The 25697-nt window shown below is 37.6% G+C and carries 25 protein-coding genes; 22 read left to right on the top strand and 3 right to left on the bottom strand.

Going from position 1 to position 25697, the window contains the following annotated elements:
- Together gshAB and ACY0M5_RS11385 are read left to right on the top strand one after the other, a co-directional pair.
- Nucleotides 1–2313, top strand: a complete 2313-nt coding sequence (gshAB, locus tag ACY0M5_RS11380) for a bifunctional glutamate--cysteine ligase GshA/glutathione synthetase GshB (RefSeq protein WP_461629198.1) — start codon at nt 1–3, stop codon at nt 2311–2313.
- A gap of 183 nt (nt 2314–2496) precedes the next feature.
- Nucleotides 2497–4101 carry a fumarate hydratase gene (locus tag ACY0M5_RS11385; protein ID WP_156196276.1) on the top strand — a complete coding sequence of 535 codons (1605 nt, stop codon included), beginning with the start codon at nt 2497–2499 and terminating at the stop codon, nt 4099–4101.
- Nucleotides 4102–4160: 59 nt separating this feature from the next.
- Here ACY0M5_RS11385 and arfB read toward each other — a convergent pair whose 3' ends face one another.
- On the bottom strand, nt 4161–4577 hold the full coding sequence (gene arfB / locus ACY0M5_RS11390; RefSeq protein WP_124991468.1) for an alternative ribosome rescue aminoacyl-tRNA hydrolase ArfB: 417 nt from the start codon (nt 4575–4577) through the stop codon (nt 4161–4163).
- Nucleotides 4578–4732: 155 nt separating this feature from the next.
- The gene (trpB, locus tag ACY0M5_RS11395; RefSeq protein ID WP_156196278.1) at nt 4733–5935 is read right to left on the bottom strand and encodes a tryptophan synthase subunit beta; all 1203 of its coding nucleotides are present in this window, start codon (nt 5933–5935) and stop codon (nt 4733–4735) included.
- 386 nt (nt 5936–6321) lie between these two features.
- On the opposite strand from trpB, the gene ACY0M5_RS11400 reads away from it, so the two are divergent.
- The 10 genes from ACY0M5_RS11400 (at nt 6322) to ACY0M5_RS11445 (ending at nt 11951) form a co-directional block, all read left to right on the top strand.
- The gene (locus tag ACY0M5_RS11400; protein WP_160463397.1) at nt 6322–7086 is read left to right on the top strand and encodes an SDR family NAD(P)-dependent oxidoreductase; all 765 of its coding nucleotides are present in this window, start codon (nt 6322–6324) and stop codon (nt 7084–7086) included.
- A 130-nt stretch (nt 7087–7216) separates the two neighbouring features.
- Nucleotides 7217–7621, top strand: coding sequence for a DUF134 domain-containing protein (locus tag ACY0M5_RS11405; protein ID WP_225441317.1), 405 nt, complete (start codon nt 7217–7219; stop codon nt 7619–7621).
- Nucleotides 7622–7625: 4 nt separating this feature from the next.
- Nucleotides 7626–7943, top strand: coding sequence for a NifB/NifX family molybdenum-iron cluster-binding protein (locus ACY0M5_RS11410; RefSeq protein WP_461629199.1), 318 nt, complete (start codon nt 7626–7628; stop codon nt 7941–7943).
- Nucleotides 7944–7954: 11 nt separating this feature from the next.
- Nucleotides 7955–8140, top strand: coding sequence for a DUF5320 domain-containing protein (locus tag ACY0M5_RS11415; RefSeq protein ID WP_124991472.1), 186 nt, complete (start codon nt 7955–7957; stop codon nt 8138–8140).
- 14 nt (nt 8141–8154) lie between these two features.
- Nucleotides 8155–8358 (top strand): DUF5320 domain-containing protein, encoded by a 204-nt coding sequence (locus tag ACY0M5_RS11420; protein WP_156196280.1) that lies wholly within the window; start codon nt 8155–8157, stop codon nt 8356–8358.
- Nucleotides 8359–8590: 232 nt separating this feature from the next.
- Complete coding sequence (locus ACY0M5_RS11425; protein WP_101309134.1) at nt 8591–8929, top strand: NifB/NifX family molybdenum-iron cluster-binding protein; 339 nt, start codon at nt 8591–8593, stop codon at nt 8927–8929.
- Nucleotides 8930–8931: 2 nt separating this feature from the next.
- Nucleotides 8932–9798, top strand: a complete 867-nt coding sequence (locus ACY0M5_RS11430) for a damage-control phosphatase ARMT1 family protein (protein WP_124991475.1) — start codon at nt 8932–8934, stop codon at nt 9796–9798.
- Nucleotides 9783–10649, top strand: a complete 867-nt coding sequence (locus tag ACY0M5_RS11435) for a P-loop NTPase (protein ID WP_124991476.1) — start codon at nt 9783–9785, stop codon at nt 10647–10649. Before ACY0M5_RS11430 ends, ACY0M5_RS11435 begins: the two co-directional genes overlap by 16 nt.
- A 1-nt stretch (nt 10650) precedes the next feature.
- The gene (locus ACY0M5_RS11440) at nt 10651–11538 is read left to right on the top strand and encodes an ATP-binding protein (protein WP_461629200.1); all 888 of its coding nucleotides are present in this window, start codon (nt 10651–10653) and stop codon (nt 11536–11538) included.
- Nucleotides 11535–11951: an acyl-CoA thioesterase gene (locus ACY0M5_RS11445; protein WP_461629201.1), complete on the top strand. Its 417-nt coding sequence runs from the start codon at nt 11535–11537 to the stop codon at nt 11949–11951. The genes ACY0M5_RS11440 and ACY0M5_RS11445 overlap by 4 nt, the downstream gene beginning before the upstream one ends.
- Before the next feature lie 94 nt (nt 11952–12045).
- Here the strand turns inward: ACY0M5_RS11445 and ACY0M5_RS11450 are convergent, their stop codons facing one another.
- Complete coding sequence (locus ACY0M5_RS11450) at nt 12046–13674, bottom strand: SulP family inorganic anion transporter (RefSeq protein WP_461629202.1); 1629 nt, start codon at nt 13672–13674, stop codon at nt 12046–12048.
- A 424-nt stretch (nt 13675–14098) separates the two neighbouring features.
- Between ACY0M5_RS11450 and ACY0M5_RS11455 the strand changes: the two genes are divergently transcribed.
- The 10 genes from ACY0M5_RS11455 (at nt 14099) to ACY0M5_RS11500 (ending at nt 25695) form a co-directional block, all read left to right on the top strand.
- Entirely contained in the window at nt 14099–15334 is a 1236-nt protein-coding gene (locus tag ACY0M5_RS11455; RefSeq protein ID WP_461629203.1) for a threonine/serine exporter family protein, read from the top strand.
- A 145-nt stretch (nt 15335–15479) separates the two neighbouring features.
- Nucleotides 15480–16340, top strand: coding sequence for a YkgJ family cysteine cluster protein (locus tag ACY0M5_RS11460; RefSeq protein ID WP_461629204.1), 861 nt, complete (start codon nt 15480–15482; stop codon nt 16338–16340).
- Between the two features lie 473 nt (nt 16341–16813).
- On the top strand, nt 16814–17506 hold the full coding sequence (locus tag ACY0M5_RS11465; RefSeq protein ID WP_461629205.1) for a hypothetical protein: 693 nt from the start codon (nt 16814–16816) through the stop codon (nt 17504–17506).
- Nucleotides 17507–17549: 43 nt separating this feature from the next.
- Nucleotides 17550–19799, top strand: a complete 2250-nt coding sequence (locus ACY0M5_RS11470; protein ID WP_461629206.1) for a TonB-dependent receptor — start codon at nt 17550–17552, stop codon at nt 19797–19799.
- An 11-nt stretch (nt 19800–19810) separates the two neighbouring features.
- Nucleotides 19811–20962, top strand: coding sequence for an ABC transporter substrate-binding protein (locus tag ACY0M5_RS11475; protein WP_461629207.1), 1152 nt, complete (start codon nt 19811–19813; stop codon nt 20960–20962).
- Between the two features lie 37 nt (nt 20963–20999).
- The gene (locus tag ACY0M5_RS11480; RefSeq protein WP_461629208.1) at nt 21000–21992 is read left to right on the top strand and encodes an ABC transporter substrate-binding protein; all 993 of its coding nucleotides are present in this window, start codon (nt 21000–21002) and stop codon (nt 21990–21992) included.
- 4 nt (nt 21993–21996) lie between these two features.
- Nucleotides 21997–23016 (top strand): FecCD family ABC transporter permease, encoded by a 1020-nt coding sequence (locus ACY0M5_RS11485; protein ID WP_461629209.1) that lies wholly within the window; start codon nt 21997–21999, stop codon nt 23014–23016.
- Nucleotides 23013–23789, top strand: coding sequence for an ABC transporter ATP-binding protein (locus ACY0M5_RS11490; RefSeq protein ID WP_461629210.1), 777 nt, complete (start codon nt 23013–23015; stop codon nt 23787–23789). Before ACY0M5_RS11485 ends, ACY0M5_RS11490 begins: the two co-directional genes overlap by 4 nt.
- 11 nt (nt 23790–23800) lie before the next feature.
- Complete coding sequence (locus tag ACY0M5_RS11495) at nt 23801–25012, top strand: ABC transporter substrate-binding protein (RefSeq protein ID WP_461629211.1); 1212 nt, start codon at nt 23801–23803, stop codon at nt 25010–25012.
- The gene (locus ACY0M5_RS11500) at nt 25009–25695 is read left to right on the top strand and encodes a GTP-binding protein (protein WP_461629212.1); all 687 of its coding nucleotides are present in this window, start codon (nt 25009–25011) and stop codon (nt 25693–25695) included. Before ACY0M5_RS11495 ends, ACY0M5_RS11500 begins: the two co-directional genes overlap by 4 nt.
- Nucleotides 25696–25697 lie beyond the last annotated feature (2 nt).

Genomic DNA, 25697 nt, shown 5'->3' on the forward strand with positions numbered 1-25697 from the left:
ATGGATCATCTTATTAATAATATCAACGAAGCGCTTCGGTTAGAAGGGATTCGTGAGAGCTTGAAGAACGGTAAATTTGGCATTGAAAAGGAAAATGTGAGAGTCGATTACACGGGTAAGATGGCAACGACACCACATCCGGGAATTTTGGGTGATAAATTTCAGAATCCTTTTATTACAACTGATTTTTCGGAAAGTCAGGTGGAGATGATAACACCTCCTTTGCATAGTATTGCTGAAGTTCATGGTTTTTTAGAGACTTTGCAGGATGTAATTTCTGAAAATTTAACCGATGAATTACTTTGGCCGCAAAGCTTACCTCCTTTATTGCCTCAGGAAGAAGAGATACCAATTGCTAAATTCGGAGAGAAAGGAATTCATAAAGAGAAATACAGAGAGGAATTGGCCAACCGATATGGGAAGGAAAGACAGATGCTTTCCGGGATTCACTTTAATTTTTCTTTATCAGACAGGTTAGAGCGAAAGTTGAAAAAAGCGAATCATTGCAACAGCGATTTGGAAAGCTTTCGTGAGTCTGTTTACTTAAAAATGGTTCGGAATTTTATGCGGTACCGATGGATGCTGATCTGGTTATTTGGCGAAAGCCCGATTTCTGATCCTTCTTTTAAAATGAAATCGTTAAAAACAGGAAAAAAGAGTTTCATGAGCTGTGGAAATGCGATTTCGATTCGAAACAGTTCCATGGGATATCGAAATATAGAAGAGTTTTATGTCGATTTTAACAGCCTGGAGGATTATAAAAAGTCTGTGTCTAACTTGATTCAAACTGGTAAAATATTGGCAGGAGAGGAGCTTTATCTTCCTATTCGGTTAAAATTCGATGAAAAGAGCAAAAAAATATCACATCTGGAAGTTCGTATTCTGGATTTAGATCCCTTTGAAAAATCGGGAGTATCTAAAAATAGATTGTATTTCACACATTTATTTCTGTTGTATTGCTTATTCACCGCCGAAAATGATAAGTACAATGAAGCAGTTCAAAAGGTGGCTGCCAATAATCAGGATTTGGTTGCATGTCATGGTTTGAATTCCGAGCTAATGCTTATGAATTTTGATGGACAGGAAACTTGTGCAAAAAAGATGTTGAACGAATTATTTTCTGACATTACTGATTTTGCAAGAACAGCCGATTTAATTAATGATCCTGATTATCAGGGATCTCTTGCCGAGATTTCAAATTTTATTGAAAATCCTGATCAGCGAACTTCATTTAAAGTAAAACAACGAATTGTAGAGGAGGGCTTTATTAATTTCCATTTGAACAAAGCTAAGCAGTACAAGGAAGAAAGTGAGATGAGTAGTTTTCGCTTTCATGGATTCGAAGATCTGGAATTGTCTTCTCAATTACTTATGAAGGCGGCTTTACGAAGAGGGGTGGAGTTTACTATATTGGACCGATGTGAAAATTTCATCAGTTTAAGTCAGGGAGATAAAACGGAATATGTAATGCAGGCTACCCGAACATCATTAGATAACTATTCAAGTGTTTTAATGATGGAGAATAAGCTGGTAACGAAGAAAATTCTTGAAAAAGGTGGAATTAGGGTTCCTGCCGGATTGGATTATCAGGATGCCAGACAAGCACGTTCTGATTTTGATTTGTTTGAAGGAAAAGGAATTGTAGTAAAACCTAAATCGACAAATTTTGGCTTAGGAATTACCATTTTAAAAGAAAATAAAGACGAGGAGGTTTACAAAAGAGCTGTTGATATTGCTTTTGAACACGATGGAAGTATCCTTATTGAAGAGTTTATTTCGGGTAGGGAATTCCGATTCTTTGTAATAAACGATAAGGTGTGTGGTATTTTGCACAGAGTTCCGGCCAACATAAAAGGAGATGGTGAAAAAAACATTCGCGAGTTGGTCGAAATCAAAAATCAGGATCCTTTGCGTGGGAAAGGATATCGGACACCGCTTGAAAAAATTCGGTTGGAAGAGGCTGAAGAAATGTTCTTGAAAGAGCAAGGGTTATGTTTCGAAAGTGTTCCTAAAAAAGATCAGGTAGTTTACCTGCGGGAGAATTCAAACATAAGTACCGGTGGCGATAGTATTGATTATACGGACGATATTCATCAGTCATACAAAGATATAGCAATAGAGTCGTCAAAAGCTCTTGGTGTTCAGATTACAGGTTTGGATATGATGATTGAGGATGTGAATCAGCCGGCAGCAAAAGACAATTATGCCATAATTGAAATGAATTTTAATCCGGCAATCCACATTCACTGTTATCCTTACATAGGTAAAAACAGACAGCTGAATGAGAAAATTTTGGATTCATTGGGATTTTGATGCCATCTGAAAGAATTGAAATTATTGAGTTTATGTTGCAGGACAATGTTATAGAATAGCTAATTTCCAGAGCCTCAAACTGCAATTTATCTTATATTTGTCTATGACTTTAATTAAGGCGAAAATATTCATTTTTGATTATTGTCGTTTGACTTGTAAATACAAAATTTAAAATATTATATCATGTCCGATTTTCATTATCAGAAACCATTTCCGATAACAAAGGATACTACCAAGTATCGTTTGCTAACAACAGATTACGTTTCAACTGTTGAAGTTGATGGAAGAAAAATTTTAAAAGTAGATCCGAAAGGACTTGAAATGCTTTCGAAAGAGGCATTCTCAGATGTATCTTTTTACCTGCGTCCTGCTCATTTAAATAAATTGAAGACAATTCTTCAGGATAATGAAGCGTCAGATAATGATCGTTTTGTAGCTCACACGATGTTGTTGAATCAGGTGGTTGCTGCTGAAGGAGAATTGCCTACTTGTCAGGATACAGGTACTGCAATTGTTGTAGCAAAAAAAGGGGAAGATGTTTATACCGGAGCAGATGATGCTGAGCACCTTTCTAAAGGAGTTTACGATACTTATCAGGAAAGAAATCTGAGATACTCTCAGGTTGTTCCTTTCTCGATGTTTGAAGAAAAAAATTCTGGAAATAACCTTCCTGCTCAAATTGATATTTACGCAAACAAAGGGAATACTTACGAATTTTTATTTGTAACCAAAGGCGGCGGATCAGGAAACAAAACTTTTCTTTATCAGGAAACCAAAGCTCTTTTAAACGAAAAGAACTTAACCACTTTTATAACAAATAAACTTCGTGATTTAGGAACTTCAGCTTGTCCTCCGTATCACCTGGCATTGGTAATTGGCGGCACTTCGGCCGAAGCAACTTTGGCTACGGTGAAGAAGGCTTCTGCCGGATATTACGATCATTTGCCAACCGAAGGTAACGAAGGTGGTCAGGCATTCCGCGATTTGGAATGGGAGAAAAAAATAGAAGAGATTTGCCAAAAGAGTGAAATTGGAGCTCAGTTTGGTGGTAAATATTTTGTTCACGATGTAAAAGTAATTCGTTTGCCTCGTCACGCAGCTTCTTGTCCGGTTGGTTTGGGTGTAAGTTGCAGTGCCGACCGTAATGTGAAAGCTAAAATTACCGAAGATGGAATCTATTTGGAAGAATTGGAAAGAAATCCATTTCAGTATTTGCCAAAAGAAGCTCCGCATTTGAAGGAGGCTGTTGAAATCAATTTAGATCAGCCAATGGCAGATATATTGAAAGAATTGACCAAATATCCAATTAAAACAAGATTGAGTTTAACAGGAACTTTGATTGTTGCCCGTGACATTGCTCATGCGCAAATCAAACAAATGTTGGAGGAAGGAAAAGAGATGCCTGAGTATTTCAAGAATCATCCTGTATATTACGCCGGACCCGCAAAAACTCCAAAAGGAATGCCTTCAGGAAGTTTCGGCCCAACAACTGCAGGACGTATGGATTCTTATGTTGATCTTTTTCAGAAGGTTGGTGGTTCGATGGTAATGGTGGCCAAAGGGAACCGTTACAAATCTGTAACTGATGCCTGTAAAGCAAACGGAGGATTCTATTTAGGATCAATTGGTGGCCCTGCAGCAGTATTGGCGAAGAACAGTATTAAATCTATCGAGGTGATCGATTTTCCAGAATTAGGAATGGAAGCAGTTCGTAAAATCCGTGTGGAAAATTTCCCAGCATTTATTATTGTTGATGATAAAGGAAACGACTTCTTTGCAAACATGTAAATTGAAGTTCTCAAACAAAAATATAGGGTGATCCATTGGATCACCCTTTTTTAATATCTCTATAATTCAGGCTTTTTTCTGCTTTCTTTTTTTTGTGCAAGAGCCTGTTTCTCTTCTAATCTTTTCTCTTTCGAAGCTCTTGTTGGTCTGGTTTTTTTTCTAGGTTTTACAGGAGTTAAAGCAATTTCAATCCATTGATAAAACTTTTGGATTGCTATTTCTTTATTTTGAACCTGAGAACGTTCTGTTTGAGCAGTTACCGATAGTATACCCAGATTATTGATATGATGATATAATTTTAGAAAGATGATTTCCTTTTCTTTTTTCGTCAGTATTTCTGACTCGAAAACAGAAAACCGAAGTTCAACTTTAGAATTAACTTTGTTCACATTTTGCCCGCCCGGACCACTACTCCTCGAAGTAATGAATTCCATTTCTTTCGTTAAATCTTTCGTGAATTTAAATTTAGTTTCCATAGTATGGCAAATATAAGTCAAAAAAAATAAATCTGAACAAACTAAATTCTAATGTTCTCAGTTAATTAATTTACTAAAAGCAATTATGAGGGATAAAAAAATGCCACTTCGAAAAGTGACATTTGATTTTATGGTACAAATTTATTTGTGGTAATTTATTCGGGCAATCCGTAAGTATCAACAATAAAGTCGATATCCTTATCACCTCTGCCACTTAGGTTTACCAAAATAGATTGTTTCGGATTTGCTTTTGCCAGTTTCAATGCATACGCCACAGCATGTGCACTTTCCAGTGCAGGAATTATTCCTTCCTCTCTACTCAATTCATAAAAAGCATCAATACATTCTTTGTCTGTAATAGAATGATATTCAGCTTTGTTCAGATCTTTAAGCATAGAATGTTCAGGTCCGACACCAGGATAATCCAATCCGCTGGCAACAGAATATACAGGATCAGGCTCGCCATTTTCATCCTGAAGAAGATAACATTTGAATCCGTGTATTACTCCTGGCTTGCCAAAAGTTAGAGTTGCTGCATGTTCTCCTTTATCAAAAGAACGTCCGGCAGGCTCTACGCCATGCAATTTACACTCATCATCTTCTAAAAAGGCCGAGAAAATTCCCATTGCATTACTTCCTCCACCAACACAAGCAACAATATTATCCGGCAGTTCTCCGGTCATTTCTTGAAATTGATCTCTTGCTTCAATTCCAACTACGCGTTGAAATTCGCGAACCATCATAGGAAATGGATGCGGTCCTACGACTGATCCAATACAATAAATTGTATTAACCGGATCTTGAAGGTAAGCCATAAAAGCAGAATCAACTGCTTCTTTTAATGTCTTTAGTCCATGAGTTACAGGTACAACTGTTGCTCCAAGAATTTTCATTCTCACTACATTTGGATGTTCTTTGGCAATATCGACTTCCCCCATGTGAATTTCACATTCCAATCCAAAATAGGCAGCAGCAGTGGCTAATGCAACTCCATGTTGGCCGGCACCGGTTTCAGCAATCAGCTTTTTTTTGCCCATGTATTTGGCTAAAAGAGCTTCGCCCATGCAATGGTTTAATTTATGCGCTCCTGTATGATTTAGATCTTCGCGTTTCAGATAAATTCGTCCACCATATTTATTGGATAGGCGGTTGCAGAAATAAACAGGAGTGGGACGACCCTGGAAGTGCTTACGTATGCTTCTTAGTTCTGAGATAAATTCGTGAGATTTACTAATTGAATAGTAAGCCTCGTTAATTTTCTTCATCTCTTCTTCTAAAACTTCAGGAATATAGCTTCCTCCGTATTGGCCGAAATTTCCTTTTTCGTCAGGATAGGCTTTGAAATAATTCGTTGACATATTGGTAAATATTTTGGTTAATGATAGTTCTATTTATTTTTAATTGCGTGTGGTTTTCAGTTTAAAATAAAATAACCGGATCCATAAAGATGTATCTCCAGAGTCCGGTTAATATTTGTGTCGTTCAATTTCTTTTCATCTCCAGCCGGGAATACTATTGGAAAAGACTATAGATTACTCGCACCCCGATAAGAAATTGCCAAAATTAAAAGACAAAAACAAAGATAGAAAAATTAGTCCATTTGATTCGTACGGGATATGTTCAAAATGATCCTATTGTATCTAAATAGTGTTTGGATAGATAATTTACATTGCTATTGGGGTGGGATATTTGTAAATTGAGTAGAATCAATTCAAAATAAGTTAAACCAAAAATGGAGGTTGTGATGAATGAAATCAAAGTGTCCCCTAAAGATAGGGTAGCTTTTGTAAGTGGAGCTAATAGAGGAATTGGGAGAGCAATAACCATTGAGCTACTCGAAAAGGGGGCAAAAAAAGTGTATGCGGGAGTACGGAATTTAAAATCTATGGATGATCTTAAACCAGAGTATGGGAATCGTTTGGTTCCGATACTTTTAGACTTAAGGGATGATCGATCAATTATTAGGGCTGCAAAATTAGCGAAGGATGTTGAAATCTTAATTAATAATGCTGGTGTTTATGAATCCGGAGGATTCTGTTCGGATGAAACATTAGACAGTATGGCTGTAAATTTTGAAGTAAATGTTTGGGGTTTGGTAAAGTTGACTGTTTCTTTAATAGACTATTTAAAACAGAGGGAAATAGCTGCCATTGTAAATACTTCTTCGCTGTTGGGCTTGGCCAGTATGCCAATTGCAGGAGTATATTCTGCCTCGAAGGCTGCCGTTCATAGTATTACACAAGGCTTGCGCGGAGAATTGTTTTTGACTAATATTCTTGTTATGGGAGTATATCCTGGACCTGTCAATACTGATATGACAAGAGATCTGGAAATGGAAAAAGATTCTCCTGTAAATGTTGCCAGAGAAATAGTAGAAGGATTAATTAAGGGTAAAGAATATGTATTTCCGGATGTCATGTCGAAACAGGTTGGAGAATTGTATTTGACTGAACCAATAACTGTTGAAAGACAATTTGCCCATTTTATTTCTCAGGAAGAAGAAGTATAAGGTTTGTAAGAGATAAAGATTTAACAGAGGCTGCAGAGCCTCTTTTTTTGCTATATAGCTTTGTTAGTAAAGGCTGGTAATATTTGCGTAATGAGAATATTCTCATTATATTTGTTAAAAATAAATCCCTATGCCAAGAAAAATCAGATTGCGAAAAGTTGTAGAACCACCAAGATTTAAGGGTTACAGACCCTTTGGTGTAAATTCTAAGAGTCGGAAATCAATTGATTTGCTTTATGAAGAATATGAAGCATTGAAGTTAGCAGATTACGATTTGTTAAAACATGATGAAGCTGCTGGTTTAATGGGCATATCGAGGCCGACTTTTGCGAGAATCTACGAAAGTGCCCGAAGAAAAATTGCTGCAGCATTGGTAGAAGCAAAGGAAATAAGAACTGTTTTTGGGAATGCAGTTATGGATAAGAATTGGTATTTGTGTTCAAAATGCAATGCAAGATTTAATATTCCGGAAACTATGGACAAAGAAACTTGTCCGGCTTGTAATTCCAAACACATCGAATTAATTAATAAATAAGAATATGAAGACAATTATTACATCAACGGGAAATCAATTGAATTCAATTTTTGATTTGCGGTTTGGAAGAGCAGGCTGGTTTTGTTTGTATGATGATCAATCAGGAGAAATTAGTTTCATTGAGAATGAAAATATCAACTCGCAAAGTGGAGCAGGAACCAAAACTGTTGAAAAGGTGGTCGAACTGGGTGCTCAAAAAGTAATTTCAGGTGATTTTGGGCCTAAAGCAAAAGAATTGCTTGAAAAGTTCAATATTCAAATGGTGTTGCTGCAAGATGATAATAGCACAGTGCAGCACATTATAGACAATTTGAAATCTTAAAATAAAATGTTATGCCACATTTGGATGGAAAAGGACCCGAAGGAGAAGGTTCAAAATCGGGAAGGGGACTAGGACAATGTTCTGAATCTGACCAAAACATTCTATTGGAGAAGTTAGGGAAAGGTTTAGGTTTGAAACGAAAAAGTGGTTGCGGTAAAGGGCAGGGAAAAAGATTGAAAAGTAGTAAATCAATTTAAAAAAGGAGGTTGAAATGCCAGGTTTAGATCGAAGTGGTCCGGAGGGAAAAGGTGCCCGAACCGGAAGAGGAATGGGGCGTTGTAACAGCAACAAGAAAATGTACAGTGAGACTGAATTTAAGGATGAAACCATTGAAAGAGGCAAAGGACAAGGATTTGGTTTTGGACGAGGACGTGCCGGAAGACTAAGACTTCGCCGAAGGAAAATAAATGATTAGATATTTATTCCTTGGTTTCATAAAAAAATGCATCCTGATTAGTAAGAGGCATAAGGGTCTTGTTGATTTTATTCTTCTTGAATAATATCAATAGCTCTTGTGCTGTATCTGATACAAAGAATAAAATAGTGTTCCCTCTTGTTTGGGATTGATTAATTGAAATATTATATGAAACATCCTAACTGGTTTATAAGATATTGATATTTAAAAATGTTAAATTAAATAATTACGAATGAAAAAGAAAATTGCAATTCCAGTTAAAGATGGAATTTTGGATGGACATTTTGGCCATTGTTCGCATTTTGCATTGCTTGATGTAATGGATAAAGCTATTGTTACAGAAGAATTAGTGGCTGCACCACCACACGAACCAGGTTTGTTGCCTCCATTCTTAGCTGACTTAGGGGTTACTGATGTAATTGCCGGAGGAATGGGAAACAGAGCCATACAAATTTTTAATCAACACAATGTAAATGTATTTGTTGGAGCACCTCAATTAGATGCTAAAGAATTGGTAAAAGGATTTTTGGATGAAAGTTTAAGCTTTACAGCTAACTATTGCGACCACTAAATATGGATAACAGGTGTTTGACTTGCCATTCCAAAACGGTGGATTTACTAATTGACAAATTTAATCTTCAGGGGGAAGTTGCAGGTGATTTTTCCTCTGAAGTAAATCATTTACTAACAAATTGTAAGCACCTCTCAAATCCTTATCTGGCGTTGCTAATTCATCGTTTGGCGAAAAAGAAAATACAAAATGATGATTTGTACCGTGAGGAGAAGAAACATGCCAATTCAATTTTGTATTCGCAATATAAAAAATGGGTTGCATTTGTGAATGAAAATGATGAATCACTGCATATTGCCGCAAAATTAGCTGTTGTTGGCAATATTGTTGATTATGGAGCACATAGTGTACCAGCCGATATTCCAGCTAAAATAGAAGAATTACTGGCTCTTGATTTTGCTTTGGACGATAGAGATGAGATGTTTGCTGAGGTAAAAAAAGCAGAATCGGTTTTGTATTTAGGCGATAATGCAGGCGAAATAGTTTTCGATAAGCTTTTTATTCAACATTTGAATCATCCCAACTTAACTTATGTTGTTCGGGGAAATCCGATAATTAATGATGTGACTTTCGAGGATGCTGAGCAAGTAGGAATGCAGGATGTTTGCAGGGTGATATCGAATGGTCATGATGCACCTTCAACCTTAGTGGATAATTGTTCAGAAGAATTTCAGGAACTGTATACAAAAGCAACTGTTGTAATTTCTAAAGGACAGGGAAATTTTGAAGGTTTGCTAAATGAAAAAAGAAAATCACTTTATTTTATGCTGATGGCAAAATGTGATATAATGGCTGAGATGTTGGGTGTGAATAAGGGAGATTTGATCATTACAAAAAAGCAGGAGGGGAGTTTATGGCGTTTAAAATAGCCGTTGCAAGTGGCAAAGGAGGAACAGGCAAAACAACTTTTGCTGTTAATTTATTTTCTTCCATCAATGAGCATTGGACAAGAAGTGTACAGTTGGTTGACTGCGATGTGGAAGAGCCGAATGACCTTTTGTTTTTTCGGAATTTCTCGGTTAAGAGCGAGAAATTATCAGAGCAGGTGATTCCCAAAATAGACACTTCGAAATGTACATTTTGTAAAAAATGTGAGGAATATTGTGAATTCAACGCAATTGTAATGATTCCCTCAATGCAGTATGCTGTTGTGAATAAGGATTTGTGTCATTCTTGTGGTGCTTGTTTTGTGGCCTGTCAGTTTGATGCTATTCACGAAACCAAAAATGCCATTGGAACTGTGACCAATTACAATATTGGTAATGATTTGAGTCTGATGGAAGGCAATTTGCGGGTTGGTTCTCCATTGCAGACTATGTTGATTAAGGATTTAAAGAAGAACTTAGTTGGTGAACATGATATTCTGATTTACGATGCACCACCTGGCACAAGTTGTCCGGTTGTTGAGACCATTTCGGATGCCGATTTTGTGATTTTAGTGACAGAGCCAACTCCATTCGGAGTATATGATTTAAAGCTTACTGTTGATTTATTGCGTGAGGTGAATAAACCTTTTGGTGTTTTTGTAAACAAAGCCGGATTAGGAGATTCTGAAGTGTATGAGTTTCTGAAGGCCGAAAATATTGACTTGCTGGGTGAAATTCCTTTTAGTAAAGAGTATGCAGGTTTGTATGCAAAAGGGAAAATAGTGAGCTGTGTTCCCCTTCAATTCGCGAAGGAGTATCGCAAGGTGGTTGAGTATTTGAAGAAATTGAATTAATATGAAGGACATAACTATTCTTAGTGGTAAAGGAGGAACAGGAAAAACCAGTATTACAGCAGCTTTGGCTTCGGTGATTAAAAATACTGTTTTTGTAGATGCTGACGTTGACGCAGCTGATCTTCACATTATTTTTCAACCGGAAAATAAAGAGACACATGTGTTCGAGGGAGCTTGGGTTGCTTCTATTGATACTAATTTATGCACCAATTGTGGTCTTTGCAGACAGCATTGCAAATTTGAAGCTATCCATTTTAAACCGGGTAGAGGCTTACGTATCGATGCTTTTGCATGTGAAGGTTGTCGTCTTTGTGAACGTATTTGTCCTGCAGGAGCAATTAGTTCAGAGCGAAGCCGCAACAATCATTGGTTTGTGTCCGATACGCGTTTTGGATCATTGGTTCATGCTAAAATGGGACCGGGTGAGGAAAATTCCGGCAAATTGGTGACTCAAATCCGCAAAAGAGCTAAAGAAATTGCCATAGAAAAGAATGCTGACTTTATTTTAAACGATGGACCTCCTGGAATTGGCTGTGCGGCAATTGCGTCTATTACCGGAACCGATGCAGTAATTTTGGTTACAGAGCCCAGCAAATCAGGATTTCATGATTTGGTGCGTTTGGTAGAGTTGGTGCAGTCGTTCCAAATACCAATGTATGCTCTAATCAATAAATATGATATCAATTTAGAAATTTCCATGCAAATGGAAAGCTTTTTTACCACACAGGGAATTACGCTGATGGGCAAACTGCCTTTTTCTGAAGAGGTAGTTTACTCGATGGTAGAGAAAAAAACAATTTTGGAGTACAATAAAGATTCGAAAATTGGCAACGCACTATTAGAACTTTGGAAGAAAGTTGATGTTTCCGAACTAAAAATTGAACAATGATTATTGGTGAATATAAAATACGGCCAAGATACAACGAGGTGGATCAAATGGGTTACGTCTATCATGCCAACTACGTTAATTATTGTCATCAGGCCAGAACGGAACTGTTGCGCCAATTTGGCATAAACGACAAGGTGTTAGAGGATAATAATGTCATGCTTCCTGTAATTGAAATGAATTTAAGATATTTAAAACCGACAGGCTATGATGAAGAATTAACGGTTCGAACCAAAATAAAGGAATTGCCCAAGGTTCGTTTCAAATTTGAGTTCGAATTTGAAAACGGAAAAGGAGAAAAGACATGTACTGCAACATCTACGGTGGTTTTTGTGGATAGTAAAACCCGAAAACCACATCAAGTTCCTGACATGGTTGTGAGTGCCCTGCAAAACGAATTTCAATTAGTAATTTAGTTTTTATGTTTTTTTAGGGGATTAAACATGAAAAAACCGGACTTTAGGAGGAATACCTATTGTCCGGTTTCATTTTTAAACAGTTTCTTACCAACTATAGTAATTTTTTAGCGGCTTCAACAGCATCATCAAAATTGTCGAAGATATTTTTTTCGTTTATTAAGTGATGAATTTCGCTTTTTAGTAAATCGCCCATTACTTCCGAATTTACTCCGGATAAAATCACCTTTGTTTTTCTATTTTCCAAGTTTTTAATGATTTCGGTGAAGTTTCTTACTCCGGTGGTATCCATAAAAGGAACATGTCGCATTCGAATGATAAGAACTGATGTAGAACTTTTCAGGTTGCGAAGGGTTTCCTGATATCTTTTGGCAGCGGCAAAAAAGAACGGTCCGCTAATTTCATATATCTCAATTTTCTTAGGGATTTGATTGTAATTCTGTATCTCATCCGAATCCGATTCATGTTGAATTACGCCATTGATTTTTGACATTCGATACATGAAGATTAAAGATGCCAGTACAATTCCCATTTCGATAGCGATGGTTAAATCAACCAATACGGTTAAGAAGAAGGTGGTGAGTAAAACGATAATGTCAAATCTTGAACCCTTAAGAATAGATTTGAAAGATCTCCATTCACTCATATTGTAGGAAACCACAATCAAAATACCTGCCAGACACGACATTGGAATTAATTTTGCCCATCGTCCAAATACCAGCATGATTAACAATAGAGTAAGTGCATGAATCATTCCCGCAACAGGTGTGCGTCCACCGTTTTTAACATTAGTTGCAGTTCTCGCAATAGCTCCTGTTGCCGGAATTCCTCCAAAAATAGGAGAGAAGATGTTGGCAATTCCCTGTGCAATTAATTCTGTATTGGATCGATGATTTCCACCGATCATACCGTCGGAAACTACTGCGGATAGTAAAGATTCGATCGCGCCCAAAATCGCAATAGTTATTGCCGGTTGAAAGTAATTCGGAAGATTGGTCCAGTCAACAGTTGGAACCGAGAAACTAAATGAGTTGGGAATTTCTCCATATACCGATTCGATGGTGTTAACAGGCATGTCGAAAATCTGCACAAGCGCGGTCATTGTAATAATTGCGATAAAGGATCCTGGTATTTTAGGGATCAATTTATCAGCGAATAAGGTCAATAGAATTGTACCTCCGCTAATCGCGATTGCATATATATTGAGACTGGAAATATTAGAGAAATAACAAGCCCATTTTCCAATAAATTCAGATGGAACTTCTGCTATCTGAAGACCAAAGGCTGCTTTAATTTGAGTAGAGAAAATAACCAGAGCAATACCCGAGGTAAATCCAACAATTAAAGGATGGGGAATGAATTTTAAAACCGCTCCCATGCGCAGTACCCCAAATAGAATTAGAATTATACCAGCCAAAAATGTTGAGATCATTAAACCATCAATTCCGTATTGGCTAACAATACCGTAAACAATTACGATAAATGCACCTGTAGGTCCTCCAATTTGAACCCGGCTGCCACCCAATAAAGAAATGATAAAACCAGCCACAATTGCTGTAATTAAACCTTTTTCGGGCGAAACACCCGATGCAACAGCAAATGCAATGGCCAAAGGAAGAGCAACAATACCTACAATAATTCCTGCAAATAAATCTTTTTGAAAACCCTGGATATTGTAACCTTTTAGTACAGAGAATAATTTAGGTCTAAAAATAGAGTTCATTTGTTAATAATTTAAATGATAATAGTTGTCCCGATCAAGTTCAGGAAGAAGCCGTCATGTTTAGGTTTATCCGTAAAGGAAGCCCTAATATTTATGACAGATCTTTTTTTTTCGTTATTGATTGTTTTGAGTTGCAAAAGTAATGCATAAAGGCTCTCGTTATTCTCCCAAAAGAGAATATTTTAAGGAAAATGAAACAAAACAAGAAGTATTCTTTCTTTACCGAATATAAATGCAGGGAATAACAAGATTCCGGGACGTCTCGATGCGTAAATAAATTGTATTTTTGTCCGGATTTTAAAATAGCAATCATCGGATAGCAGTGAATAGTGAATTGTGGTTGGTGAACAAAGAAAAATAAAACATTTGGACGAAGAGCACCGCCGCAAATTCAAATAATCATTTAGAACAGAAATAAAAGAACATGCAGGTTCCCGGAAAATATAAATTCATAGTTCAGTTGGGTAAGGCTTTACATACTTATGGCGTACCCTCCTATAAATCGCAGATTTATCTGACAGAGATTTCGGAAAAGAAAGGGATTAAGGGTGGTTTTATGGATACACCAACCTGGATCAACTATGTGTTTTACGAAGAGGAAGAGCAAACCTACAATTACGTAGAGTGCGTGCCGCCAGGGGAATTGAATTTGGGTGCTTTGTCGCGAATTGTTGAAATCACTAACGATGTTCTTTCAAATAAAAGCAGTTTTGAAGAAGCCAAAATTGCCATGGAGCAATTAAAAACAGCACCTTTTGCTTATGGCAAACTAACCGAATTGGCAGCCTTTATTCTTTCGGCTGGGGCATTTAGCATGATATTGGATACCAGCTGGGCTTCTGCAATAACCGCATCTATTATTGGAGCAGTAATTTATGGCATTACTCTTTTGGCTCAAAAATCGGGATACATTCGAAGTGCCTTGGAGTCACTAATAGCCTTTGTGGCCACTCTAATAACCGGTTTATTGTCCATGAAATTTGAACAGATCAATATTTCCATGACTATTCTGGCATCTATTATTGTGTTTATTCCCGGATTATCGATTACTACAGCATTGGAAGAAATCACTTCCCGAAGTTTGGTGTCGGGGACGGCCAAATTGTTCGATGCCTTGGTATCGCTTTTTAAGCAGTTTTTTGGTGTTGTTTTGGGTCTGGCAATTCTTCCTTTGTTTGTTGACCTGCAACCTAATAATGTAATAAATGATGTGCCCGAATGGCTCGACTACTTTGCTATCGTAATTTTGGCCTTGAGTCTTTCGGTGGTGTTTAAAGTGCGGACAAGAGATTTGCTGTATTGTGTAATTGCTGGATTTATTAGCTTTTATACCACTACACTTTTCGACTTCACAGGAATTTTAGTCAGTATTTTTATAGGAACTATTGTGGCCGTAAGCATCAGCAAACTATTTAGTAAAATAACACGATCGCCTCAGTTGGTGTTTTTAGTGCCTGGAATTGTGATGCTTGTTCCGGGAAGTAAAGCATTTATTGGTTTAAGCAGTGTATTTCTAGATGCACCGGGAGCGCAAAACAACATGGGAGCGCAGGTACTTTATATTTTTATGGGGATTATTGGTGGTTTAATTTTCTCTGGTAGTTTTATGGATCGCAACATCAAAAAAGCTTCCTCGAAAAGCATGATGCCGGAGCGATAAAAATTCAATTGATGATAGCAGTCTAACATATATCATTGTAGGAGATTTGATATATCTGTACTTTTAAATAATGTTTTAACAGTTTGGTAACCGATTAATTATTGAGCTGTTATTAAGTGAAATATCAAAAATGAAATAATAAATAATGCAAACAACTATACTGAGTATTCAAAATATATTGTCTCTCACCTGTGCGCGAATCGGAGCTTGTTGCCATGGTAACCAAGTGTTGCTTAATCCATGGGAGCTGGTGTGTTTGGCAAGGGAGAAAAAAATGACTCCAAGGGAATTTCGTGACCTTTACTGTGAGTTCGGCGGGATTCGTTTGCAATTTAATGGAAAGGTAGGTTGGGGAGGGAAACAAGCTTGCTCTCAATATATCGATAATTTTGGATGCAGTGTCCACTTGGGGCGTCCATTGGCTTGTCGCTTATTTCCACTGGGTCGTCAAATGCAAAGTAACGAAGTTCGCTATATGTATCAGGGAGATAAACTTCCTTGTTTGGAAAAATGTCCCGAAGTTATAGATTTACCTCAAATGAGTGTTGGAGAATATCTTAATGGTCAGGAAACGGATCAATTCGAAAAGGCTCAGGATCAATATTTAGAAATGATGCAAAATATAGCTGATATTGCGTTTGAACTATTGCTTGATACTGGTTTGTCCGAATCCGGAGATAAGGAAACATTGCCATTGTGGAGAAAGATGGGCAATGAGCCTCCGGAAGAATTAGCAGAAAGGATAGGGCAGGAGTGGATTGATTGTTTGATGATTCCTGAAATTTCTGATGACGATCCTATTGCATTTACTCAAAAACACAATAATTTGCTTCAATTAAAAGCGCAGAAAGAATTTGGAGCCTTGCAAACAAATCAAGAATTACATGAAGCTTCTGTTTTAATTATGGGAGTAGCTTTGCATTTTGCTCGTGGTATAGGGGCTGATCCTAAAAGTTTGGTTGAACATTGGATCGGAATTGCAAAGAATCACGGCGCTCAGGAATAGCGTTTGTGATAAAAGACTTCGTTCGAGCTTACCCTATTATAGTAACAGACCTGACAGGATTTTTAAAACCCGGCAGGTCTTTTTTATGAAATAGTTTCTGATTTTTCCCATACGGAGCATCACATCAAAGTATGTTGCCGGAGCAACAAAAAATCTTCTTCTTTCTTTGATTACTGATAATAAGAAATTAAGAAACAGGCTTTACTCCTGTCCATTTAAATGCAATTCCCAAATGTTACATTTTTGTAGATTATAATTCTTCATTTTTACTAAAATGTAAAATCTCACCATTTATATAATTCTTATAAAAAGCCTTAATTCGTTGTATTCCTTTTCATTAGGGTGAATTCATGGTGTGGCTTTTTTTAATGGCACGTTATCTGCAAATAACATAACGAGGTTGTACTTTATAAAGCTTACGGCATTAACTCAATTAGAGATATCGAATTGTTCAAATATTAAAAGCGAAAGAAATGAGAAAATTAATTTTGGCCTTTGCAGCCCTTGTTGTATTGTTAGTATCTTGTGATAAAGAGGATAAGCCTTTGGTGATCACGCAGGGCGATTATCCTGTTAAAGAGTATTATTTGGAACGCGACCCTAAGGTAAATGTTTGGGGTGCAGGAATGGATTTTGTACATGCAGAATGTCAGCTTGACGAAACAGATTTGGATTATAAGTATATGGAATTGGAAGATGAATTTCCTTATGATGTTAAATTTTATGTTGTAAAATCGTATTACTATGACACCTATGGCGATTTAAAAATCGAAGGCTGTCCGGCCATGTTGCTTTCATCGGAAACAAAGATATGTAAGCTTGGTGAAGGTGTGGATTACTTTAATTCGCTTACAAGCATAACCGAAGAAATGACTGCTCAATTAGTTACCGATCCGGTAATTGATTTCGAACAATTCAAAAATGAAACTACAGGTTTTTACGAACGTGCGCCTTTGTTTGTGGCTCTTGATCAATGTGCTATTGGTCAAAAATTTAGATCTAATATTCTGGTGATTCCAGAGGGGAAAACAGAGCAGGAAGTACAACCTGTATATCTTGTGAAAACAAGCGAAGGTGCGTATGTGAAATTTATGGTAAAAGAGTTTAAACCTGCAAAGCCAAAGGAAAAGCAAACCTTGGTTAGATGGCAGGTTGTTAGCGAGTAAAATACGATTGAGGCAAAATTAAAATTCGGGTAAATTAATAAAAATGAACCGATACATCCTTATAGTATACAGTATTCTGTTTTGTTTTCCCTTATTCGGACAGCAAAAGCTTTCGGGCGTACTTACAGATGAATCGGGGAATCCGATTCCGTTTGCCACTGTTTGCGATAGTTTGGGTAATGGCGTTGTATGCAATGAGTTCGGGAACTTTAACCTAGAGCTTCCCGATAGTCTGAGTCGATGCATTATTGTAAGTGCTATGGGGTACAATACCGACACCTTAAGAATTGATGTGGCTGACACGGCTTACCAATTAAGTTCTAAAAACTATAGGCTTACCGAAATAGCAGTGGTAAGCCGTCAATACATCAATAACAAGAGCCCCGTTTCAGCTTTTACTTCCGGCAAAAAAGAAATCCAGAGTTTACGTCCCCGTAATGTAAGTGAAGTGTTGCAAACCAAGGCAGGCTTTACCATCAAATCGGGCTATCAAGCACCTTTAAGCTTACGGGGTATGTCGGGCAAGAGGTTATTGGTATTACGTAATGGTGTACGACGTTTCAGCAGTTATCCGGCAGGCTATATGTCCCATACAATTAACGTATACGATCTGGAACGTATCGAAGTGGAAAAAGGAGCAGCATCGGTTATTTACGGAGCTGGTGCTATGGCAGGTATTATTAATCTTATTGATAAGTCGCCTTTTAAACAAGACGGATTGAATGCAAAAATCACGACTGGCTATGGTTCTGTAAACCACGAGAAAAATAGTTTGGTTTGCGGCGGATGGAGTAACGGAAAGTTTGCTGTAAAATCAGGATTTCGTTACCGCGATGCCAGTAATTTTAAATACCCCGATGGTACTGTTGCTGAAAATAGTTTTTATACCGATAAAGATTTGTTCGTAACCGCTGGATACAAATTATCCGATAAGCAAAATTTGATTTTCACAAGTGATTTTCACGATGGAGGTCCATGGGGGAAGCCGGTCGGTTTTAACGGAACCAATTACATGAGAGTGCAAACCACAAATGAAAATACAAATAATTATGTTTTGAAATACTGTAGTCCAAACATGGGAATACTAAGCAATTTTGAAACAAGTGTTTTTTATTCAAACGAGAGAAGGGAGCTGACTAAAAGATATTATACAGCTGCCGGATATCGATTGTCGTATTTGGAAACGACCCGTTTTTCCGATTATTATTATGGAGCAAATGTAAATACAGTAGTGGAAGTGTCCGACAGTTATCAGACAAAAGCCGGTGCTGAAGCTTATAGCTTTCATATATCAACCCCAATTGATGTAGTAGATTATATCGAAGAAATGAATTTCAACAACAGAGTGAGTCAGAATGCACACAATCAGAATTTTGGTGTGTATTTAGAAAATAATGTCCGGCTAACTTCCCAAGTGAAAACGGTAGTTGGCATACGGTATAACAAGGCAATAATTAATCAGGGAAATGTGCATAGCAGCGAACAAAACAAAGGGCTGGAACAACAAAAAGAAGCATTGAGTGGAAATACAGCTTTAATTGCACAAATAAAGAAAAACTCGACTCTCAAACTTAATCTGGCACGTTCGTTTCGAATGCCCGAAACTACCGAATTGTTTGCCGATAGTTATACATCGAACGGAATCATTTATGGAAATCCCGATCTGAAACCGGAATACTGCAGCAGTATCGACTTAAGCTATCGTGTTGTGAATAAGTATTTCGAATGGGAAGCAAGCCCCTTTTTATGGTTGATGAACAACATGATTACCAAAGAGGAAATAAGTGGATTGCCGGGCACCAATTTTACCTATGTAAATATTGGTAAAACACGCCTTTGGGGAGGCGAAATAAATGGAAAATTACTGTTTGATAAGGTGCTGGAGGAAAATGACCATCTTTCAATACAGTGCGGCATATCCTACCTAAACGGAACTGATGTTAGCGAGTCGGCTGATTATTGGAGCAATGGTACTCCCTTAAATTACGTGCCACTTTTCAATTTAAAAGGAGATATTAGTTACAGTGGCACATTTACGAAAAATGTAAAATACAACTGTAAACTTCGCAGTATTTATTACTCAGAACAATCGCGTTTGGGCGATAACCCATATGTAACGCCGGCTTACTTACTGCTTGGTTGCAATTTGGGCGTAAACCTGCCAAATCTGCTCTCAAAACCATCATTAAATGTGGCTGTAAATAACCTGATGAACACCAAATACCAATGCTACCAGTCGTATTTACCCAGCGAGGGGCGGGATGTGCGTGTTTTCTTAACCTTCACCTTTTAATATTTGTTGTTATGATTGATATAAAAACCAAAATAAAACAGATTTTGCAGCAAACACCCGGTTGTGAGGAGTTTTTATATCCATTTCTGGATAAAATACAGGATGATACAAGCTTGATATCCTTGGCAACAATGCTTGATATTCCGGCAAGTATATTGCAATATGGTTTGGAAAGATCCATAAAAAGGGAAGAACAAAATTCCTGCAATTACCAACAGATGCGTGAACGTCTTATTAAACTAGGACATGTAAACATAGCAGGTTTTGTTAATTTTTTATGGCAAAACGAGTTTGTATATGAAATGAAAAGCAAGTCTGAAAAATCAGGCATTAAGCTCAACCTGAACATTTTCCCTAAACATTCTAAAGAGCAGTTTCATAATTATATATCGCTTTGCACTTCGCCCGACGATTTGCCGGAAATACTTATAGGGAAGGGCTTTAGTTCGTTTATGAGTCAACGATTTGTCGATAAATTTGTGAAAACAGGCTCCTATTCTCATCCCCCTGTTTTCGATAAAACGGGAAGAGTTTTTGCTAAAGCCGGATTGCAGGATTCGCAACACGATTATCATCCGTTTGGTGTAGAAGAAATGGTGATGATCCATGACAAAACAATTCCTTTTTCTGAAGAATTACCTAAAACATGGATTTCAGTTCTGGAGCCAAAATACGCCAATGCAATTATGCAAATGGGGAAAGCAAAACGTGATCATTTTGGCTTTAATATGATGCTTTATCTGTACACAAAAGTGGGTCGGGAGGGGATTGAGCAGTATGCATCGAATGTAAAGAACAAACAGCATTTTTCATACATCATTAAAAATATGGCCCGAAATAATGGTGATTCAGCTCCAATAAATATTGTACACCAGTTTGCCGGTCGGTTTATTCGCAGCGACGCGCTCGAAAAAACGGAAGTAATTACCGCCAAAGATGGAAACCCATGCGTTTGTATTTTCTTTTTAATGAAGAATAGTTTATGTGATCATGGAATTGAAATGGCAAGGCACCTTTATTCACCACAGATAAAAAGCATCATGGAAAAATGGGGAACAGCGCATATTACATCAGAATTACCAACATCCGGCAATCCTAAAATACAGTGGGTCGGATGGAATAAAATTAAAGAATTGCCATTACCCTATTTAAAGAAGAATTAAGCGAAACAGCATACAATCACTATAAAAAAGCCGAATTATGAGACCAATAGTAACAATACTTTTTATCTGCTTTACACTTAACCTGTCTGCCAAAACAGTAACCGACATGGCAGGCCGAACAGTCGAAATTACAGAAGAAATAGAGAAGATATTGCCATACGATTCAAAAACTTCTATACTCCTATATCCGCTTCTTAACGATAAAATGGTGGCGACAGCAATGCTTCCGGGCAAAAAGAATTATCAATTTATTTCGTCGCAATACGCTACCATACCCGAAGTTGATGTAAAGAATATTGAAGAAGTTTTTTCTGTGGCTCCACAGCTTATTTTTGCAGGTTTTTACGATAAAAATGAAAATAAGGAAAGTGTTCTGAAATTAGGTGCCCGGCTGTCGATCCCGGTTGTTTTTATTGATTTGTCTATTGATAATCTGGATCAGACCTATATCTTCTTAGGGAAACTATTTCACAAAGAGGTGGAAAGCAAAAAATATGTTTCATTTTTAAATGACTTGTACTATCAAATTGACTCATTGAAGAAAGTAACCCCAGCCATAAAAGCAACTGCTTATTACACCTTGGGAACAACAGGATTATTGACCGACCCATCGGGTTCAAAACACACCGAAGTATTCGATTTTTTAAATATTCCCAATGCTGCCAAAGTTGATATTCCGTCAGGCGGACATGCTCAGGTTAATATGGAACAGGTGCTGATGTGGAACCCCGATTATATTTTCACAGCAAGTTTTAAAGGCAATTCAAGTGCTTTCTTAAGCATTACAAAGGATAGTAAATGGAAAAGTATACACGCCGTGCAGAAAGGAAATGTATATCAGGTTCCCGGTAAGCCATTTGCATGGTTTGACCACCCGCCGTCAATAAATCGTATTCCCGGAGCAATATGGTTGTGCCAGTTATTTTACGGACAATCGGAAACAGATACCCGTACTTCAATCATTCAGTTTTACAAATTATTTTATAATTATGAGTTAACACCTGCTGAATCTCTCTCTCTTTTTAACTAAGCACATGCAGATAAAATCTCACATACCATTTTTTCTATTACTTGTACTAGTGAGCCTTACAATCGGGATCTGTTCGCTTATGTTAGGACGTTTCAGTATTACGGCGAACGATTTTGGATTGTTGTTTCGATCTCTTTTCAATTCCAATATTAAAATACCTCCGCAAATTACAACGGTACTATTCGATATTCGTCTGCCACGTATTTTGGTTGCCTTTCTGGTTGGTGGCACTCTGTCTATAACAGGGGCAACCTATCAGGGCATGTTTCGCAATCCAATGGTATCGCCTTCTATTTTGGGCGTGTCGGCAGGTGCCGGTTTTGGAGCTTCGCTGGCAATTTTATTGGAACTTAGTTCATTCTTGTTACAAGGATTTTCTTTCATCTTCGGAATTATGGCCGTTGCAGCGGTGTATGCAATCAGTCATTCCACAGGGAAAAAGTTCGATAAATGCCTAACACTAATCCTCTCGGGTATGATTGTAAGTGCTGTTTTTGTAGCACTCATTTCCATTCTGAAATATGTTGCCGACCCCAATAATGCACTGCCTTCCATTGTATATTGGCTTATGGGTAGTTTATCGGAAATTGAAATGAAAGACCTTGGGTTTATTGTCGCTGTTTCATTGCCGGGACTATTGTTGCTAAGCTTATCGGGCTGGAAACTGGATATGCTTTCCTTTGGCGATGACGAAGCCAGAACCATGGGAGTACAAGTGAACCGCATACGCATAATGGTTATTGCCATTGCAACGCTTATGACAGCTGTGGCCATCAGCATCAGTGGAATTATCGGGTGGGTGGGATTAATAATCCCGCATATTGCACGAATGCTGATCGGTCCAAAAAATTCGGTGCTGCTTCCTGTATCCTTTTTTATCGGCGGTATTTTCCTGTTAATAGTTGATGGATTTAGTCGTACGGTTTCTTCTATGGAAATTCCGCTTGGCATAACAACCAGTCTGATTGGAGCACCATTTTTTATTTATATACTCATGAAAACGTCTAAAAAGAATCAGGTATGATAGCACTCAAAAATATATGCTGCGGATATGGTAAAAAAGAAGTATTGAAAGATATATCATTTTCGATACCGAAAGCAAAATTCACTTGCTTGCTGGGGAAAAACGGTGTAGGTAAAACAACACTTTTCAAAACAATTCTAGGTTTATTACCTGCTATGCGAGGAGAAATATTGTACGATGGGATGAATAGTACCGCGTTTTCTGCAAAAGAATTTGCCCAATTCATAAGTTATGTGCCGCAAGCTCATGGAACACCATTCCCATTTACTGTACTCGATGTGGTGCTTATGGGGCAGTATGCCCATTCAAAAAGTATATTTGAAAACCCCCGGAGCAGTAATGTTGAAATTGCAGTGAATTGTATTCAAACGCTTGGCATAGAAAAGTTAATGCATAAAAACTTTTCGAAGATAAGCGGGGGCGAAAAACAGATGGTACTCATAGCCCGAGCCATGGCACAACAACCAAAATTCATTGCCATGGATGAGCCAACATCGAATCTTGATATGGGTAATCAGGTTCGTGTCATGCAGCTAACCCGACTACTTACCCAGAATGGATACGGGGTAATTATGAATACCCATTCTCCCCAACAAGCTATGCAATATGCCGACAAAGTTGTATTGCTTAATAATGGCACGGTATCGCATAAAGGAAACCCGGAAGATGTTTTGCATGCTCATACGGTTACCGATTTATACAATACACCGATGGAAATTGTTGAAACATTTACAAGTTTTGGCGACAAAAGACGAGTATTAATTACTGTTTAATTATTGTGGGTATGATAACAGGAAACGAAAATTTATTGCAGCTGGCAGAAATGAGTAACGAACTTATACTTGTTTTTGAGAAACATGGATTGGGCAGCTATTTTAAGTCTGAAAATTTGAATAAAATTGGTAAATACACTCGTTTGAACAGTTTATTGACAGCAAAGAAAATTGAAAAAAGTCAATTTATAGCGAGTCTGAATCACGTACTTTTCAATGCAGCAACACAACAACCATCCAGTTTAATTCAGGCTCAACAAAATCTGCATTTTGCAGCAATGCTTCCGTGCGGATTGCGAAATCCATTTAAGGAGTATTTAGAATCATTTTTTACAGAAAATCCCGATCCGTTTAATTCACTCAATTACCTGATAGAAGGAAACGTAAATCACGAATTATCCTACTATCCTTTACTCGATGGCATTACTGATAGTAATGAACTACCTGATATTATTATGGCTTCGGATGTGAATAATTTTTTTCACAGGCCATTCATGGAACGTTTTATTCAGAAGGGTGTATTCCGGACCTACACACCTTATGCACCGAACTCATACCTCGAAAAAGTTGGCTATGCCGATCCTGAAGGCAATTTCACCATGTTTACTTCGAATATGTTGATTATGGTGGTTGACAAGCTAAAACTGGGTGACCGCAAAATACCTGAAAAATGGAGTGATCTGCTGGCTCCTGAATTCGAAAATGATATTATCATGCGGGGTGAAGAAAACTTCTTCTGTAACGCTGTCATGTTGCCTTTTTTTAAAGATAATGGATTCAGTGCCATCGAAACTCTGGCTAAAAACATTAAGAGTGGCTTGCATCCTGTCGAAATGGTTAAACTTGCCGGGACAGATAAAAAGGAAGGAGCTGCGGTTTACATTATGCCTTATTTCTTTGCAAAACGTATTTTGAATAAAACTGCAGAGATTATCTGGCCACAGGATGGAGCCATTGTTAGTCCGGTTTTTATACTGGTGAAAAAAGATAAAATTGAAGAGCATAAATTTTTACTTGATTTTCTCATGAGTGAAGATACCGGGAATATGCTTTCCGGCAGGTATTTCCCGAGCATTAATCCGGAAGTTTCACACCATAATTTTCCACAAACAACCAAGTGGCTTGGGTGGGATTTTTTAAATAAACAGGATATTGGACAATTAAAGAACGATATGCGGGACGTGTTTATGAAAGTTTGGAACACTAAAACGATATCATCATGATAAAACTAATAACCATAGCGGGTCCGCCATCGTCTGGGAAAACATCGGTAATTATAAAAATGATAGAAAGTATTCCCGAATTAAAAGCAAGTTGCGGTGTAATAAAGTTCGATTGTCTTAGCTCGCTCGATGAGGAACAATACACAAAAAACGGCATCACGGCAAAAACCGGATTGGCGGGTAATTTATGTCCCGACCATTATTTTATATCCAATATTGAAGAATGTTTTCAATGGGCAACTCTCAACAAATTCACAATTCTAATTACAGAAAGTGCAGGGCTTTGCAACCGTTGTGCCCCACATTTAAAGGACGTAACTGCAGTATGTGTCCTCGATAATTTAAGTGGTATTAATACACCGGTAAAAACCGGTCCCATGCTTAAATTGGCCGATATTGTAGTGGTAACCAAAAGTGATTTGGTATCGCAGGCCGAACGGGAGGTCTTTCGATTTAGAATACAACAAGTTAACCCTAGATGTACGGTACTGTTTATAAACGGTATTACCGGACAGGGAGCCGATAAAATAGCCTCCAGAGCACTAAAATCGAGAACAATTGACAGTACAAATAATCTGAAACTTCGTTTTTCAATGCCGGCGGCACTATGTTCGTATTGTCTTGGAGAAACCCGGGTTGGCGAAGATTTTCAAGTAGGATTAAACCGTAAAATTAAGTTGTGAAC

Origin of the sequence: Labilibaculum euxinicum (assembly GCF_963678175.1) — a bacterium.
In the GTDB taxonomy this organism is placed as follows: Bacteria; Bacteroidota; Bacteroidia; order Bacteroidales; family Marinifilaceae; genus Labilibaculum; species Labilibaculum euxinus.

Coding starts and splice junctions, on each gene's coding strand:
- ACY0M5_RS11385 (WP_156196276.1), top strand. CDS start 2,497: ATGTCCGATTTTCATTATCAGAAACCATTTCCGATAACAAAGGATACT.
- ACY0M5_RS11465 (WP_461629205.1), top strand. CDS start 16,814: ATGAGAAAATTAATTTTGGCCTTTGCAGCCCTTGTTGTATTGTTAGTA.
- ACY0M5_RS11485 (WP_461629209.1), top strand. CDS start 21,997: ATGCAGATAAAATCTCACATACCATTTTTTCTATTACTTGTACTAGTG.
- ACY0M5_RS11450 (WP_461629202.1), bottom strand. CDS start 13,674: ATGAACTCTATTTTTAGACCTAAATTATTCTCTGTACTAAAAGGTTAC.
- ACY0M5_RS11420 (WP_156196280.1), top strand. CDS start 8,155: ATGCCAGGTTTAGATCGAAGTGGTCCGGAGGGAAAAGGTGCCCGAACC.
- ACY0M5_RS11410 (WP_461629199.1), top strand. CDS start 7,626: ATGAAGACAATTATTACATCAACGGGAAATCAATTGAATTCAATTTTT.
- ACY0M5_RS11430 (WP_124991475.1), top strand. CDS start 8,932: ATGGATAACAGGTGTTTGACTTGCCATTCCAAAACGGTGGATTTACTA.
- ACY0M5_RS11500 (WP_461629212.1), top strand. CDS start 25,009: ATGATAAAACTAATAACCATAGCGGGTCCGCCATCGTCTGGGAAAACA.
- ACY0M5_RS11405 (WP_225441317.1), top strand. CDS start 7,217: ATGCCAAGAAAAATCAGATTGCGAAAAGTTGTAGAACCACCAAGATTT.
- ACY0M5_RS11415 (WP_124991472.1), top strand. CDS start 7,955: ATGCCACATTTGGATGGAAAAGGACCCGAAGGAGAAGGTTCAAAATCG.
- arfB (WP_124991468.1), bottom strand. CDS start 4,577: ATGGAAACTAAATTTAAATTCACGAAAGATTTAACGAAAGAAATGGAA.
- ACY0M5_RS11480 (WP_461629208.1), top strand. CDS start 21,000: ATGAGACCAATAGTAACAATACTTTTTATCTGCTTTACACTTAACCTG.
- ACY0M5_RS11495 (WP_461629211.1), top strand. CDS start 23,801: ATGATAACAGGAAACGAAAATTTATTGCAGCTGGCAGAAATGAGTAAC.
- ACY0M5_RS11475 (WP_461629207.1), top strand. CDS start 19,811: ATGATTGATATAAAAACCAAAATAAAACAGATTTTGCAGCAAACACCC.
- ACY0M5_RS11455 (WP_461629203.1), top strand. CDS start 14,099: ATGCAGGTTCCCGGAAAATATAAATTCATAGTTCAGTTGGGTAAGGCT.
- gshAB (WP_461629198.1), top strand. CDS start 1: ATGGATCATCTTATTAATAATATCAACGAAGCGCTTCGGTTAGAAGGG.
- ACY0M5_RS11470 (WP_461629206.1), top strand. CDS start 17,550: ATGAACCGATACATCCTTATAGTATACAGTATTCTGTTTTGTTTTCCC.
- ACY0M5_RS11460 (WP_461629204.1), top strand. CDS start 15,480: ATGCAAACAACTATACTGAGTATTCAAAATATATTGTCTCTCACCTGT.
- ACY0M5_RS11435 (WP_124991476.1), top strand. CDS start 9,783: ATGGCGTTTAAAATAGCCGTTGCAAGTGGCAAAGGAGGAACAGGCAAA.
- ACY0M5_RS11440 (WP_461629200.1), top strand. CDS start 10,651: ATGAAGGACATAACTATTCTTAGTGGTAAAGGAGGAACAGGAAAAACC.
- ACY0M5_RS11425 (WP_101309134.1), top strand. CDS start 8,591: ATGAAAAAGAAAATTGCAATTCCAGTTAAAGATGGAATTTTGGATGGA.
- ACY0M5_RS11400 (WP_160463397.1), top strand. CDS start 6,322: ATGAATGAAATCAAAGTGTCCCCTAAAGATAGGGTAGCTTTTGTAAGT.
- ACY0M5_RS11445 (WP_461629201.1), top strand. CDS start 11,535: ATGATTATTGGTGAATATAAAATACGGCCAAGATACAACGAGGTGGAT.
- ACY0M5_RS11490 (WP_461629210.1), top strand. CDS start 23,013: ATGATAGCACTCAAAAATATATGCTGCGGATATGGTAAAAAAGAAGTA.
- trpB (WP_156196278.1), bottom strand. CDS start 5,935: ATGTCAACGAATTATTTCAAAGCCTATCCTGACGAAAAAGGAAATTTC.